At 34.5% G+C, this 13,342-nt stretch carries 12 protein-coding genes and 1 pseudogene; 7 read left to right on the top strand and 6 right to left on the bottom strand.

What is annotated here, in order from left to right; genetic code table 11:
• Positions 1 to 34: 34 nt before the first annotated feature.
• The 5 genes from ACJJVN_RS00115 to ACJJVN_RS00095 form a co-directional block, all read right to left on the bottom strand.
• Complete coding sequence (locus tag ACJJVN_RS00115; protein WP_405376610.1) at positions 35 to 619, bottom strand: DUF4331 family protein; 585 nt, start codon at positions 617 to 619, stop codon at positions 35 to 37.
• 40 nt (positions 620 to 659) lie between these two features.
• Complete coding sequence (locus ACJJVN_RS00110; RefSeq protein ID WP_405376608.1) at positions 660 to 1,376, bottom strand: DUF4331 family protein; 717 nt, start codon at positions 1,374 to 1,376, stop codon at positions 660 to 662.
• Between the two features lie 117 nt (positions 1,377 to 1,493).
• The gene (locus ACJJVN_RS00105; RefSeq protein WP_405368104.1) at positions 1,494 to 2,276 is read right to left on the bottom strand and encodes a LytR/AlgR family response regulator transcription factor; all 783 of its coding nucleotides are present in this window, start codon (positions 2,274 to 2,276) and stop codon (positions 1,494 to 1,496) included.
• Between the two features lie 61 nt (positions 2,277 to 2,337).
• Entirely contained in the window at positions 2,338 to 2,628 is a 291-nt protein-coding gene (locus ACJJVN_RS00100; protein ID WP_405376606.1) for a 2TM domain-containing protein, read from the bottom strand.
• Positions 2,629 to 2,631: 3 nt separating this feature from the next.
• On the bottom strand, positions 2,632 to 3,966 hold the full coding sequence (locus tag ACJJVN_RS00095) for a histidine kinase (protein ID WP_405376604.1): 1,335 nt from the start codon (positions 3,964 to 3,966) through the stop codon (positions 2,632 to 2,634).
• Between the two features lie 285 nt (positions 3,967 to 4,251).
• Here ACJJVN_RS00095 and ACJJVN_RS00090 point away from each other — a divergent pair, with 285 nt between their 5' ends.
• From ACJJVN_RS00090 to ACJJVN_RS00080, 3 genes are all read left to right on the top strand, one after another.
• On the top strand, positions 4,252 to 5,037 hold the full coding sequence (locus ACJJVN_RS00090; protein WP_405376602.1) for a zinc-dependent peptidase: 786 nt from the start codon (positions 4,252 to 4,254) through the stop codon (positions 5,035 to 5,037).
• An 85-nt stretch (positions 5,038 to 5,122) separates the two neighbouring features.
• Positions 5,123 to 5,896: a S1/P1 nuclease gene (locus tag ACJJVN_RS00085; protein WP_405376600.1), complete on the top strand. Its 774-nt coding sequence runs from the start codon at positions 5,123 to 5,125 to the stop codon at positions 5,894 to 5,896.
• Positions 5,897 to 6,561: 665 nt separating this feature from the next.
• The gene (locus tag ACJJVN_RS00080) at positions 6,562 to 7,710 is read left to right on the top strand and encodes an ATP-binding protein (protein ID WP_405376598.1); all 1,149 of its coding nucleotides are present in this window, start codon (positions 6,562 to 6,564) and stop codon (positions 7,708 to 7,710) included.
• Between the two features lie 34 nt (positions 7,711 to 7,744).
• On the opposite strand, the pseudogene ACJJVN_RS00075 reads toward ACJJVN_RS00080, so the two are convergent.
• A pseudogene (locus ACJJVN_RS00075) lies at positions 7,745 to 8,717 on the bottom strand (IS110 family transposase).
• Between the two features lie 570 nt (positions 8,718 to 9,287).
• Here ACJJVN_RS00075 and ACJJVN_RS00070 point away from each other — a divergent pair.
• From ACJJVN_RS00070 to ACJJVN_RS00055, 4 genes are all read left to right on the top strand, one after another.
• The gene (locus ACJJVN_RS00070) at positions 9,288 to 9,743 is read left to right on the top strand and encodes a hypothetical protein (protein ID WP_405376596.1); all 456 of its coding nucleotides are present in this window, start codon (positions 9,288 to 9,290) and stop codon (positions 9,741 to 9,743) included.
• A 545-nt stretch (positions 9,744 to 10,288) separates the two neighbouring features.
• Complete coding sequence (locus ACJJVN_RS00065) at positions 10,289 to 11,188, top strand: DUF695 domain-containing protein (protein WP_405376595.1); 900 nt, start codon at positions 10,289 to 10,291, stop codon at positions 11,186 to 11,188.
• 531 nt (positions 11,189 to 11,719) lie between these two features.
• Positions 11,720 to 12,499 carry a hypothetical protein gene (locus ACJJVN_RS00060; protein ID WP_405376593.1) on the top strand — a complete coding sequence of 260 codons (780 nt, stop codon included), beginning with the start codon at positions 11,720 to 11,722 and terminating at the stop codon, positions 12,497 to 12,499.
• A 170-nt stretch (positions 12,500 to 12,669) separates the two neighbouring features.
• The gene (locus ACJJVN_RS00055; protein ID WP_405376591.1) at positions 12,670 to 13,203 is read left to right on the top strand and encodes a hypothetical protein; all 534 of its coding nucleotides are present in this window, start codon (positions 12,670 to 12,672) and stop codon (positions 13,201 to 13,203) included.
• Positions 13,204 to 13,342 lie beyond the last annotated feature (139 nt).

Below are 13,342 nucleotides of genomic sequence, written 5' to 3'. Positions count from 1 at the left end.
AGAAAATCGGCATTCTATCAATAGAATCAATTAATTAAAACTGAGCTGCTGTTAAATATGGGAATGTACTTGTACTAACACCACCTTCTAGTGCTACATTATCAGACACAAGGTTAGGAGTACCGTTATTACCATCAAAACGTGCTCCTGTGTTACCACCAAAAAGTACGATTAAAGATACATCGATAACGTCATCTTCTAGAGTACGGCCAGTTAAGAAACTGCTCGTATCTGTAAAATAAGAAGTAGGAGCCTCTGGAGATACTTGAAGAACGTCTAGAGAAAGTACCGCCGTAGTTTGCGCCTGGTCTAGTCCTAGAATGTTATTTTCAAATGATGCACCATATGCGTCATAATACGCCTGTAATCTATCATTAAATGGTCCAGAAAAAGCAGCAATTTGCCCTGCTGGAGTAGTGATATTAAAACTGTTCTCGTCTGCATCTGTTGCAGATAGTACCGTGTTAATACCAGGTCTACCCATTTGATCTTGAGTAGTAAAAGTACCTGAGAAGTCTGTTGTTGCAGTCTCTCCACCAGTCACGTCGTCATCATTATCACAACTTACTGTAATAGTAGCCATAACTGCTACTGCCATTATATATTTGAATATTTTCATTGTATTGTCTTTTTAAATTTAAACTTTGCTTGTACTTGTTCTAGTTTCTTCTTTTAGTCTCTACCCATACATTGTAAGAGTTAGGTAAACCATATACTGGCGCGCCTAATCCTGCACGGAACTGGTCTGCAAGGTGTGTAGGTGCAGTACCTAAAAGAGTATTAGGAACTTCTAATACGATAGCATTTACGTTTGCACTAGCAAAGTCATTAGTACCTGTTGTACCAAAACCCTCAGCCGGTGCTGTACCTATTACGGTATTAAACTGTTGGAAATCAAAGAAAAATGCATCCTGACGTTGTCCTGCATAAGCACGTACACCACCGGTCAACGTCTCTCCTGTAGAACCTATAGCAACACTACCTATAGCTTCATTTACATCGATAGAACTACTTATAGTGGTTGAACTAGGTGCATAAGGACCGAAAAAGTACATGCGATCGCCCTGTCTCAATGCTTGTATTACTAGGTCTTCACTTACACCTACAGATGCTGGAAAACCTCCAGGTACGTCTGCACCAGTATTATCGATATTGATCTCGATCATCACGTTTTCATCAAAATTTGATGCTGCGCTTGCTGCTGGTAAGGTTACTATAAATGTGGTAGAGTTAGCATCTTCTCCTTCAAAAGCATAAAAATCTGCGATGTCTGACGGTTGCATAGCAACGTTAGGAGCATCAAGGTGGTCAGCCGCGATTAATGTACCAGCGATAGCTACGATCGCAAGAGTGGACCAAAGGGCAATTTTTTTCATCTTAAAATGGTTTTATTAATTTATACCATTACATACGACAGAAAGAAAGGTGCGGTTTTAACCAGAGTGTTAAAACCTTGCCAATGCCCAATTAAATAATATGTTTGATGAATAAAACTAGCGTTCTAACCAGCTTTTAAAATCCTTAACTCGCTCTCTACTAACTATTAAATCCATTTCTTTAAAAGAATTTATTTTAATTTGTATTCTAGAATTAGTATAAGAAATCATGTCATCTATGGCATTTATATTTACTATAGCCTGCCTAGAGACTCTATAAAACTGCTCTGGGTCCAGTTCTTCTACTAGAGATTCTAACTTTGAGTCTATTAAATAGTTGCGCCCATTTTCTAGATGCAAGTAGGTGCCTTTATTTTCAGAATAGAACAGTTTCACATCGTCGGTATGAAACAGTTTTAGGTGCTCGCCTACTTTTGCTGTGTATCGTTTTTTATAATTGCGCTCTATGGGATTGCCTAGTAATTTTGCTATGTCCTCAAAATTGATGGTCGCAGCTTTATTGTTTTTGTTCTCGCTTTCGCGAAAGCGTAACCTAAATTGATCTACTGCTTTTTCTAACTCTTCTTGATCGATAGGTTTTAATAGATAGTCGATGCTATTTAATTTAAAAGCCTGCAAAGCATACTCGTCATAAGCAGTAGTAAAAATAATCGCACTATGTATGTCTACCTGGTCAAAGATTTCAAAAGAGAGTCCATCACTTAACTGTATGTCTAGAAAGATAAGATCCGGTGCATCATTATTAAGCAAGTATTCTACAGACTCCTGTACAGAGTGTAGCATGACCTCTGGCTCTACTCCTATTTCTACGAGCATGCGTTGTAGACGTCGCGCTGCTGGTTTTTCATCTTCTATGATAATGGCTTTAAATGTACTCATGTGATGGTAGGTAAATGATGTGTTAATGGCTGGTTAGGTATAATAAGGTGAGCAATGGTATTTAAGAGCGTTCCTTATCCATAAGTTCTTGAATCTTGCGTTCTTCCCAATTTTTACTCGTAAACGGATTACTACCAAAGGTGCCTATCGCATGCCCTACCACACCTATACCCCAACCACCTAGGGGATATAGAAACCATGTCTCTTCCCAACCATCGTGATAATAATTTAAACCTGCGATACCTATATTAACTATAATGTAGACCGTTAAATGACTGTAAAATGCTTTTATCTCTTCTACTCGAGCCTTTGCTCTGGTATATCTTTCTTGGTAGGTTTCTTCTTTTTTCATCTCTTAAAAGTTTTTATCGTTCATTAAACTATTGATCTTTTCTTCTTCCCACTTTTTACCTAAAATTAAACTCTTATCATAGGTACGCTGGTACTGAAAAAACAATCCTATACTCATACCTATAGCAGGAAATATAACCCAAGGAAAACCACCTGTAAACGCATTAATTACAGCTAGAAAAGCGATTATTAAAATCATCTTGAGCGCGCTATCATAAAGGTCTTTTATGGCAGCGACCTTCGTCTTTGCCTGGACTAGTTTTTTATCTTCTAGATTTTCTGTAGTTAGTTCTAGGGTCTTCATATGTATGGTTTCTTGTGTGAGAACAGGCAGGCTGACTATAAAAGAAGTACTGGTCTCTTCTAGGGTCATTTTATGATCTGTGAGCAGTCCATATCTACTGGCTATATTTTGCAGCCCTACACCGGTGCTCTTTTTAATCACTTGCTTTTTTTGCAGGTTGTTTTCTATAACCAGCAGGTTATCTTTTTCATATATCTTGAGATGCAGCGGTTTACTATCGCTTACTATATTATGTTTTACGGCATTTTCTATAAGCAGTTGTAGCGATAGCGGTACGACCATAGCGTCTGTACGCGACCCATGATCTGGAATATCTATCGTGATACTATCTTCAAATCTGGTTTTGAGCAACCCTACATAAGTACGGGCAAATGCCAGCTCTTCTTCTACAGAGACCAGTTCTTTATTGCGCTGTTCCAGTACATACCTATATACTTTTGATAGAGATGTCGTAAACTTTGTTGCGGCTTTAGGATTCTCTTCTATTAGAGAAACCAATACATTTAAACTATTGAATAAAAAATGTGGATCTAGCTGATTCTTTAACGCGTCAAATTGCGCTGTGGCACTTCTTGCGATTATCTTTTGCTCATTTACCTTTTGTGTCTGCGACAGTTTATAAAAATATATCGCATGATAAATAAGTGTTACCACCAGCGTTACAATCATGCCGAATAGATACCTACTTAACCTTTGCCCTTTTATAAAGCTATCCCAACTGTTATTATAAATAAACACATAGGTAATGCCATTGAGTAAAAACAACAGTAAACAAGTAAGTAACACAGAGCCTATAGCACCGTACACGACACGTTTTACAATATTTTCTTGCCATGAAAACTTTTTGGTCATCACCTCAAACCACCACTGGTTACCTATGCTTAAAACCGTGGCAAACAAAAAGTTGATACCAAAACCCTCTAACTCTTTTTCCCATACTAAAAAATCACCACGCAGGTAGGCATTAATAAGGTTAATCCCTATGGAGATAAGGATACTCGCAATTATAAATTTTATGAACCTTTTAAAAGTCATGAATCTGTTTTAGAATTCTAAAAGTACTTTATTCCCTTAGAACACCACAAAAATGAGAACAGAAAACAAAAAGCCAAAATCAAAACAACTCAATTGTAATAAACAGCCACCCAACTGTTATCCACGCACAACCCAGTTTATTTTATAAAACAATAAAATGGTAACTGCCACGACGCATACTAGTAAACAATATATAAAAGTGTTTAAGTAGTCGCCTTCTTTGATCTATTTAAGTTTACTTTACACCTCTATTACCATTTTACATTACTAACCATAAATACCTACATGTTTTACCTTATCATTCCTTTAATAGCGGCAGTTGTACTCTATTTTTTAGTCTTTAAAGAATCTGCACCACAAAGAAAAAAGGACTATCCATCGTGGCATGCTGCACTAGAAAAGCATGTTTCTTTTTATGAGCAACTTACTACAGAGGATCAAAAGATATTTAGACAGCGCATGGTAGCCTTTCTAGAAGAAACCTATGTAGACGCCGTAGGTTTTGAGATAGAAGAACTCGATAAAATTCTAGTCGCGGCCAGTGCCGTCATACCTGTTTTTAAATTTAAAGAATGGAGTTATAACAACCTTACAGGCGTTATAATCTATCCAGATAATTTTAATGAAGACCTAGGTTATGGAGATGGCCATCCAGACCGCATGATAGGTGGACTGGTAGGTACAGGACGTTTTGAAAAACAAATGATACTCTCTAGAACAGCCCTGCACCACGGTTTTAAAAACGATACCGATAAACACAACACAGGCATCCATGAATTTGTCCACCTGCTAGATAAAATAGATGGAGAGACTAACGGTATACCAGAGGCATTTCTAGATAAATCTTATGTACTGCCGTGGATCAATCTCATGCACAAAGAGATGGACGCCATAGACCGAGATGAGTCTGACATAAGATCTTATGGGGCAACTAACCAGGCAGAATTCTTTGCCGTTACTGCAGAGTACTTTTTTTCTAGACCCAAATTAATGAGAAGAAAACACCCAGAATTATATAACATGCTGGACCTGTGCTTTAACCCACAAAAAAGAAAAAAACCTAAAAATTAAAACTTAAAAGACCTTTAATTTTAACGTCCACATAACCTTAAAACCAGACCTGCAAGTTACCTTAGTCCCCATTAAAAAAATAATCATGCGTCATTTCTTATTTATTCTAGTAGTTCTATGTACCACCGCTCCTGCCCTTGCAGACGACTGGGGAAAAACAGGACACCGCACCACTGGTGCCATCGCACAACAGTACCTTAATAAAAAAGCAAGAAAAGCCATCTCAAAATTGCTAGACGGTGAGTCTCTAGCGCTGGTTTCTACCTATGCAGACGATATAAAGAGCGATACCCTTTATAGAAAATATGGACCACATCACTATGTAAACATACCCTTTGAGGCAGACTATGACAGTCATGAAAAAAGTGAGCGTGGCGACATTATAAAAGCCATAGACACCTGTATAGCAACGCTTAAATCAAAAACGGCTAGTAAAGAAGAAAAAGCATTTCAACTGCGCATGCTCGTACATTTTATAGGCGACCTTCACCAGCCATTACACACCGGTATAAGTGAAGATAAAGGTGGTAACGATTTTCAGGTACGCTGGTTTAGAGATGGGTCTAACCTGCACCGCGTTTGGGATTCTCAAATGATAGAAAGCTACGGCATGTCTTATACAGAACTGGCTAGCAACATGCCACAATTAACTAAAAAAGAACGCAAAGCAATGGGCAGCGGTACCCATAGAGAGTGGCTAGCAGACAGCCGCGTACTTGTAAAAGATATCTATGCACATACAGAGGTAGGAGAAAAACTAAGCTACCGTTACATGTACGCCTATTTTAATAAATTACGTGGACAGTTACAAAAAGGAGGCGTGCGTCTTGCAACTCTTTTAAATGAAGTACTGGGATAAATGAAAAGAGTTGGATGGGGTTTCCGCTTTCGCGAAAGCGGAACCTAAACACCACCTATTCTTAAAATTACTCTATTCCATAGCCATGAAAAATATAAAGCAATCTCTAGGATAAACAAATTAACAATTTTAAGACTCCCAAACTACTAATTGGCCTGAACGGGCAAAGGTGTAAAAAATCAAAGATTTCGCAACATTGAAATTCACCGATTCATTTATATCTAGGTTAATTATAGCTGTGTTATTATGGATATAACAACTGTTGCAAGACCCTCCAAGTTGTTTCGATTGCATCGTTGAAAACTCTTGTTTTCAGAACGTAAGAACGTACAAACAACTTGAAAGTTATTATTTTCAGTATTGAATTCCAAAGTAACAGGCTGTTAATATGTCAGATACAGAATGATCTTACAGGAATCAACGTCCCTTATACTCAGGTATAAAGGGCATAGATTCCTTATGGAGTTTTGTTATTATGTATGGCAGTGTGGCAAATGCTTGACATTTCACAACACTAGCTATAATCCATTTTAAAGATAGAACAGTAATTTAGATCAAAGTAATATCTTTAGAGCCATCAATTAAGAATTTACGGTAAGGCTTGATGACTGAAACGAATCATAGCCTTACCGTTAGGCACAAGCTAAAAAAACATCCGTCAATAAATGAACTTACAGCAATTAACAGAAAAAGCAGAATTAATAATTACGGATTTAAAAGACAATGGTCGATTTCCTAAAGAAAATAATGGAATTGATTACAAGCTTAAATTAAATATTGCTAAAACGAAAAATCCGCTTGAAAATTTCCTTCTAAATTTTGCTAAAGACATACTTTCTTTCGCTAATTCAGATGGCGGAATGTTATTGTTGGGAATTGATGAAGATTCAAAAACGGGGATTCATACCGACACAGGTCTTGATAAAGAAAATCTTGATTTACTCAAACAGATTGACTTAAATGATGTAACTCAAAAATTCGAGAAAATTGCTAAGATTGGAATTTCAGTTGACCTACAAATATTTCAAATAAGCACAAGAAAATTTTATTATTTATTAATTGAAAAAAGTAGCCAAATATTAGTTCCAATCAACGATTTTTCTGAATTAAAAATAAAAAAAGGTGCAATTTACTATCGAGCTTCAAGTAAAAATGAACACGCTAACAAATCAACGACAGATTTTAATAGATTTTTGCAAATTAAAGCTAATGAGAAAAGTAAGGAATTTATGGAAATTTGGTCCAAATTACTTCCTGAAATGGTTGACATAAACCCAAGAGAAGTTCTTATATTAAATCCTGCACAAAATAAAGTTTATGGTTTTAATAGTAAGGAAAAAACTTTATCAGGAAGTGACATAGAAATTGACAAAACGCAAAATGGGGTTTTTAATATAATTTTAAATGCAATATCAGCAGGAGAAATTGGAAAAATAACTACAACAGAAGGAAAACCCATTTATAAAATTGTTGGAGAAATACAAAATGTTAGAGAACACATAATGCTAAGTAATCTTCATAAAGAAATTCAACGTCTTTCAAAATATAAATTTTCAAGTGGACAATTAAAGCAAGTTATGTTTAATTTAGATTGGGTTAAAAATCCTAAATTTAATGCTGTTAATCCAACTAATGGAAATATAAGCAGCAAATTTGAAAAATTTATTTGGATAGAAACTACTGACAAATTTTCTAATCGTACTAAAGTCTATTTTTCAGAAGAAGCAGTTACTGAACTTTTAAAAACAGTAGATGATGAATCAAAACATAAAGAGATTTTTGGAAAATTATTATCGCTAAAAGCCAGTGCCTAACAAAGAACTGTGGTAAAAAACAAGCGAATTTCACTTAATTTCTAACCAGTACACTTCTATATCCGTCATCGTATATTAGTCCTGATTTTGCTATAGCAAAGGCCTGTTTTAAGAGCTTATTACAGACAGCTATTAAAGGCTAGTTTTTTACTCTTTCCTTTGGCTACTATTCGATCGTAAATTGCCTTGCATGCTTTGTTGTATTTACAAGCATTAAAACTGCACATAAACAGTAGGTTTCTTAGCTTCTGGTTACCTATTTTACTTATTCGTGCTCTTCCATTTATGCTCGTTCCGCTTTGCCTTATTATAGGCGTTAATCCAGAATAACTGCATAGCTCACTTCCACTTTTAAAACGCTCAAATCCATCGGTTAAAACAACTAACATTAAAGCAGTCTTATCTCCTATCCCTGGAATGCTTTTTAAACGAGTTAAGACATCATGATGCACCTGTTTTACTAAGGCTAGCAACTTATCCTCTATTAATTTTATTTCCTTCTGTACTTGTTTTAAACTTCGTTTTATGGAACTGACAACTACTTTACTTGGGTTTCCTAAAACTGCCTCTCCATGTAGTTTATTTTTATACATAGTGCTTTGTTTAGTCAGCATGGACAGCAGTCTAGTCATTTGAAGGCATTCTATTTGATGTTTTGAATTACCTTGCCACAGCTTTAATTCTACCTGTTTTGCATAAGCGCAAATCAATTTAGAATCACTTTTGTCTGTCTTGATTTTAGACAGTTTCATCTGTATAAATCGCTTTACAGATAAAGGATTCTCTACCGACACTTTCTTACCTGATTCTAATAGATAATAAGCCAGTTGGTAATGATAATATCCAGTAGCTTCCATTACACAATGACTGTTATCATCTAACAACTTTACCAACTTTTTAAAGCCTGATACGTTATTCTTAAACTGATAGTATTTACCATCGGAATCGGTAACATCAAATACCAAATGACTGATGTCTATTCCGAAATATTTAATATCTTTATTCATTATAATATGTTTTTGGAAAGGACAACCTACGCGAGTTTCAACAACTTAAAATCGAGGTCTTAAAAGCCTCATAGAACTGTACGAAATCTGTGTAGAAAAGAGAAGGGATTTTCAATGTTGACGAGATCTGTAGTCTCTACGTATATAATAACCTTATTCCTCTCTTTTGTTCTTTCTGTTTATAAGTCTTTAATTTAGTGATTTCAAACTTAAGCCGTATATAATTTATTGCTAGTTCTAGCCTACTTACGAAAGTCCTTGCGGACTTTCTATTCGGTTTTATTTGCTAAATTAGGTGCTTAAAACACGCAACAAACCATATACAATCACGTTGTGAGCAATCTAAAAAAAATACGTTGTACTCAATAAATTAGGCAAATTTAGTATGACCAAAATTGAATTTTACGTCATCAGCCAAAAAAAAAATTATAAAAAAAATTGATTACAAATACTGATTTATTACCTAGTCTGACTATGGTGAGAATTTTGACTATTACGTTAAAAAGGAAAAGAGAAGGTAAATCGAGTATATATTCTTTTAAAAATTAAACTTACTTAAAATCTAAAAATATGAGTTCATTAACATTTGGCACAGATACAGCTAAAGAAAAATATCAAGAATTTCTAGAAGAATATACTGAATACAAAGATGATGAGACATCAATACAAAAAGCAAGTAATTTATCAAGCTCTGCTTGGCATCTTGTCGACTGGTGTTTTGAAGATTTTAAATCAATTCATAACTTTGTTAAGATTAGTGATTTTAGAGAAACTCTTTATCCGAATTGTGAATCATTAAAAATTATGCACGATTTAGCGAATGCTAAAAAACATAAGAATTTGACTAGACCTAAAGCTAATTTAAAAAACACAAAAAAACATAATGGAGCTTTTTCTCGTGAATTTAGCTCTGAATTCGATATAAGTTATTTAGAAATAGAACTAGATAACGGAACAAAATTGAGCTTTGAAGAAGAAATAGATAAAGTGAAAGCATTCTGGGAAACTTATTTTTTTGACAAGTAGTAGAAAAGACTGCTCACAACAAGGTATAAAAAACATAGGGCGTTTGTGTTAGACCGAAAGTTTTGTGAATATTAACAAAGTCCGCTAAATATAAAATTTGGCATTTATAATAGAAAAGATAAAAGCAAAATTTTTATATTTAGCTAAGTAATAAACCGAAACGATAGTGCTTATCAACTGCCCTACGATTTCTTATACTGAACGTTCAGGCCAATTACCTGCGGCCGTAGTTCTACGCTATAAAATTTTAATTTGTTCCTATTGCGAACTAAAATTACTCTACTCCATAGCCATGAAAAATATAAAGCAATCTCTAGGATAAACAAATTAACAATTTTAAGACTCCCAAACTACTAATTGGCCTGAACGGGCAAAGGTGTAAAACGCCTCGTCTTAAATCCGGTGCATACTTGCTTTTGTCATGCTGCCACAAATAACTGGCGTGAACAAAGCATAAAGCGTATCAGGCGTTTTAAAGGCTACCTGTGAGGCTGTATAATTCAAATTTAGTCTATCTTTAAAATCCTAAATTAACATCTCTAACATTGGGCCCCAAAGCAAAACGCCTCACACGCCTTATACCTTTGCCCGTTGCCCACAATTTGAAAAAACATCATCGAAACATATTAACCTTTATTTTATTTATGGGATTTTTAAGTAAAATCTTCGGACAATCTGAACCGAAAGATGAATATCAACCTGATTGGACATTTTACTTTTCGAATGTAAATGACAAATTAAGTTCAATTGCAACCGATTTGAATTTAATGAATGTTGCACCAATAAAAGGACAAGAAAATGTAGTTTATGTTTCAATCAAAATGCCAAATCCGATAGATAATGGATTGTCGAGTAACGAAGATGCGGATGAATTATGGAAAATTGAAGACGTAATAATAAGCCGATTTGACAAAAAAAATCTGAATTACACTTTTGCTGGTCGACTGACTTCTAACGGATTTCGAGATTTGTATTTTTTTGGAGAAAACACGATTTTAATGGAAAAAGAAGTCTCATCTGGAATGACCCAATTTCCGAATCACAAATTTGACTTTGGACATAATGAAGATAAAGAATGGAACGGATATTTTGACTTTCTATATCCTTTGCCAAGACAAATGCAAATAATCCAAAACAGAAGAGTTCTCGAACAATTAGAAAAAGGTGGAGACAAACTAACGAAAGAAAGAGAGGTTTTTCATTGGGTTTATTTTAAAACTAAAAATGAAATTGACCAATTTGAGAAATTTACAAATGATTTAGGTTTTAAGACAAAAAATAAAGGAAAAACAGAACAACCGAACGAATATAAATTTGTTATTCAAATATCACGAATTGACAAAGTTGGTTATGACGAAATAGATGAATATACATTGGAATTATGGCAAAAAGCATCTGAATTAAATGGAGATTATGATGGTTGGGAAACATCAATTGAGGAATAAAAACTGTGGGCAACACCGTATATAATTTATTGCTAGTTCTAGCCTACTTACGAAAATCCTCGCGGATTTTCTATTCGGTTTTTATTTCCTAAATTAGGTACTTAAACACGCAACAAACCATATACAAACACGTTCAGGCCAATTACCTGCGGCCGTAGTTCTACGCTATAAAATTTTAATTTGTTCCTATTGCGAACTAATATTACTCTACTCCATAGCCATGAAAAATATAAAGCAATCTCTAGGATAAACAAATTAACAATTTTAAGACTCCCAAACTACTAATTGGCCTGAACGGGCAAAGGTGTAAAACGCCTCGTCTTAAATCCGGTGCATACTTGCTTTTGTCATGCTGCCACAAATAACTGGCGTGAACAAAGCATAAAGCGTATCAGGCGTTTTAAAGGCTACCTGTGAGGCTGTATAATTCAAAATTAGTCTATCTTTAAAATCCTAAATTAACATCTCTAACATTGGGATACAAAGCAAAACGCCTCACACGCCTTATACCTTTGCCCGTTAGCACCAATTATGAAAAAAATCCTGCTTACCATATTATTTATTGCTATTTCAAGCAAATTATTGGCTTGCTCTTGTGGAATAGTTCCGTTAATGGATAGAATTCCAAAATCGGACTTTATTGCAACTGCAAAAATTATAAAAATTTCGCCTGATAAAGAAAATCAAGACCTACACGATATTCAAATAGAAATAATTGACCTATACAAAGGACAAGCCACAGGAAATTTAAAAATCTACAGTGCTTTGAATAGTAGTTGTGCGTTTTTTACACCTGAAAATAGCGAATGGTTGATTTTTGCTAGTAAAAATAAAAATGGAGACTTGAGTTTTGGATATTGTTCAGGTGCGAAACGAATAGATAGAAAATTCGATTCTGACAGATATCCACACGCAGAAAAAAATTACAAAAAATCAATTGAGCTCAAACTTCAAGTACTAGAATATCTGAAGAAGTCTGAAATTCAAACTTTAAACGAATTTGGATTAAGAACATCATTTTCTAGTGGTTGCTTGAAAAACTTTAAAGGTTATGAAGTAAAAACGGATAGATTCGCACTTTATGAATTGACATTTGAAAGTGATTTATCGATAAGTGAAGTTAAAGCGTTAAAAGAGTTTGACAATGATAACCTCAAAACTGACTTGTTGAATTGTGTTAGAGAAAGTGTCAAAGTTTATACTCGGAAAAAAGAAACAGAAATATTGAATAGAACAAAAATTATAATTGGACTTTACTATTATGCTTCCGAAAGAGGAAATGAAAGTTTTATTGGACAATTTGATTTATAAATAACAGGTGCTAACACCGTATAAAATTAATTGCTAGTGCAGGCTTACTTACGAAAATTCTCGCGGATTTTCTATTCGGTTCGTATTTGCTAAATTAGTTGCTTAAACACGCAACGAAATCATACACAAACACGTTAGCAACAAGTTGAACCAAGAACTGAACACAAAATATGGCAAGTAGTTTCATTGATATTAACGACATTGGATTTTGGGCAAAAGATGGTTTTGTGGAAGCTATGCAACTCTGTCTGATAAATGAAATTGAAAATCGGAATCTTGACTCTATAGAATGGATTAATGAATTCAAGAGTGAATTAGCATTACAAGCTTTGCCGATGATATATGGCGGAATGTCAATGAGACTTAATGAATTTCTTGACACTGATGAGCGAAAAACTCAAATTGTCGAAATGTTAGACGAAATAATTATAAAAATTGATTCGTCAAATAGTTATATAACAGGCTCGAATATGCACGAAATGAGGAAAAGAGCAATGACAATATTATCTGAAACTGGAAAAACAGAATTTAAAGATGAAAAAGAATTCGAAAAAACTGTCAATGATTCAAGGTGGAATGAATCTAATGGTATTTCAGATGTTAAAGATAGATACCAACATTCTTTTGTACTTTTAAAAAGATTAATCAATGGAGAAATGAGTTCAACAGCTTCTTCAAAAATAGATTACTGGAATTATTATTAAAAACCAGTTGCTAACAAAGAACTGTGGTAAAAAACAAGCGAATTTCACTTAATTTCTAACCAGTACACTTCTATATCCGTCATCATATATTAATCCTGATTTTGCTATGGCAAAAGCCTGTTTTAAGAGCTTATTACAG

The sequence above is a fragment of the Nonlabens sp. Asnod3-A02 genome (genome assembly GCF_045063755.1).
GTDB classification, from domain to species: Bacteria; Bacteroidota; Bacteroidia; order Flavobacteriales; family Flavobacteriaceae; genus Nonlabens; species Nonlabens xylanidelens.
The sequence above is the reverse complement of the archived record's forward strand: the minus strand, read 5'-3'. Positions and strand labels throughout refer to the sequence as shown.

What these genes read in the sequence shown, in the direction of transcription:
- ACJJVN_RS00070 (WP_405376596.1), top strand. Translation starts at nt 9,288, where the DNA reads ATGAGTTCATTAACATTTGGCACAGATACAGCTAAAGAAAAATATCAA.
- ACJJVN_RS00115 (WP_405376610.1), bottom strand. Translation starts at nt 619, where the DNA reads ATGAAAATATTCAAATATATAATGGCAGTAGCAGTTATGGCTACTATT.
- ACJJVN_RS00090 (WP_405376602.1), top strand. Translation starts at nt 4,252, where the DNA reads ATGTTTTACCTTATCATTCCTTTAATAGCGGCAGTTGTACTCTATTTT.
- ACJJVN_RS00085 (WP_405376600.1), top strand. Translation starts at nt 5,123, where the DNA reads ATGCGTCATTTCTTATTTATTCTAGTAGTTCTATGTACCACCGCTCCT.
- ACJJVN_RS00060 (WP_405376593.1), top strand. Translation starts at nt 11,720, where the DNA reads ATGAAAAAAATCCTGCTTACCATATTATTTATTGCTATTTCAAGCAAA.
- ACJJVN_RS00095 (WP_405376604.1), bottom strand. Translation starts at nt 3,966, where the DNA reads ATGACTTTTAAAAGGTTCATAAAATTTATAATTGCGAGTATCCTTATC.
- ACJJVN_RS00100 (WP_405376606.1), bottom strand. Translation starts at nt 2,628, where the DNA reads ATGAAAAAAGAAGAAACCTACCAAGAAAGATATACCAGAGCAAAGGCT.
- ACJJVN_RS00110 (WP_405376608.1), bottom strand. Translation starts at nt 1,376, where the DNA reads ATGAAAAAAATTGCCCTTTGGTCCACTCTTGCGATCGTAGCTATCGCT.
- ACJJVN_RS00080 (WP_405376598.1), top strand. Translation starts at nt 6,562, where the DNA reads ATGAACTTACAGCAATTAACAGAAAAAGCAGAATTAATAATTACGGAT.
- ACJJVN_RS00055 (WP_405376591.1), top strand. Translation starts at nt 12,670, where the DNA reads ATGGCAAGTAGTTTCATTGATATTAACGACATTGGATTTTGGGCAAAA.
- ACJJVN_RS00105 (WP_405368104.1), bottom strand. Translation starts at nt 2,276, where the DNA reads ATGAGTACATTTAAAGCCATTATCATAGAAGATGAAAAACCAGCAGCG.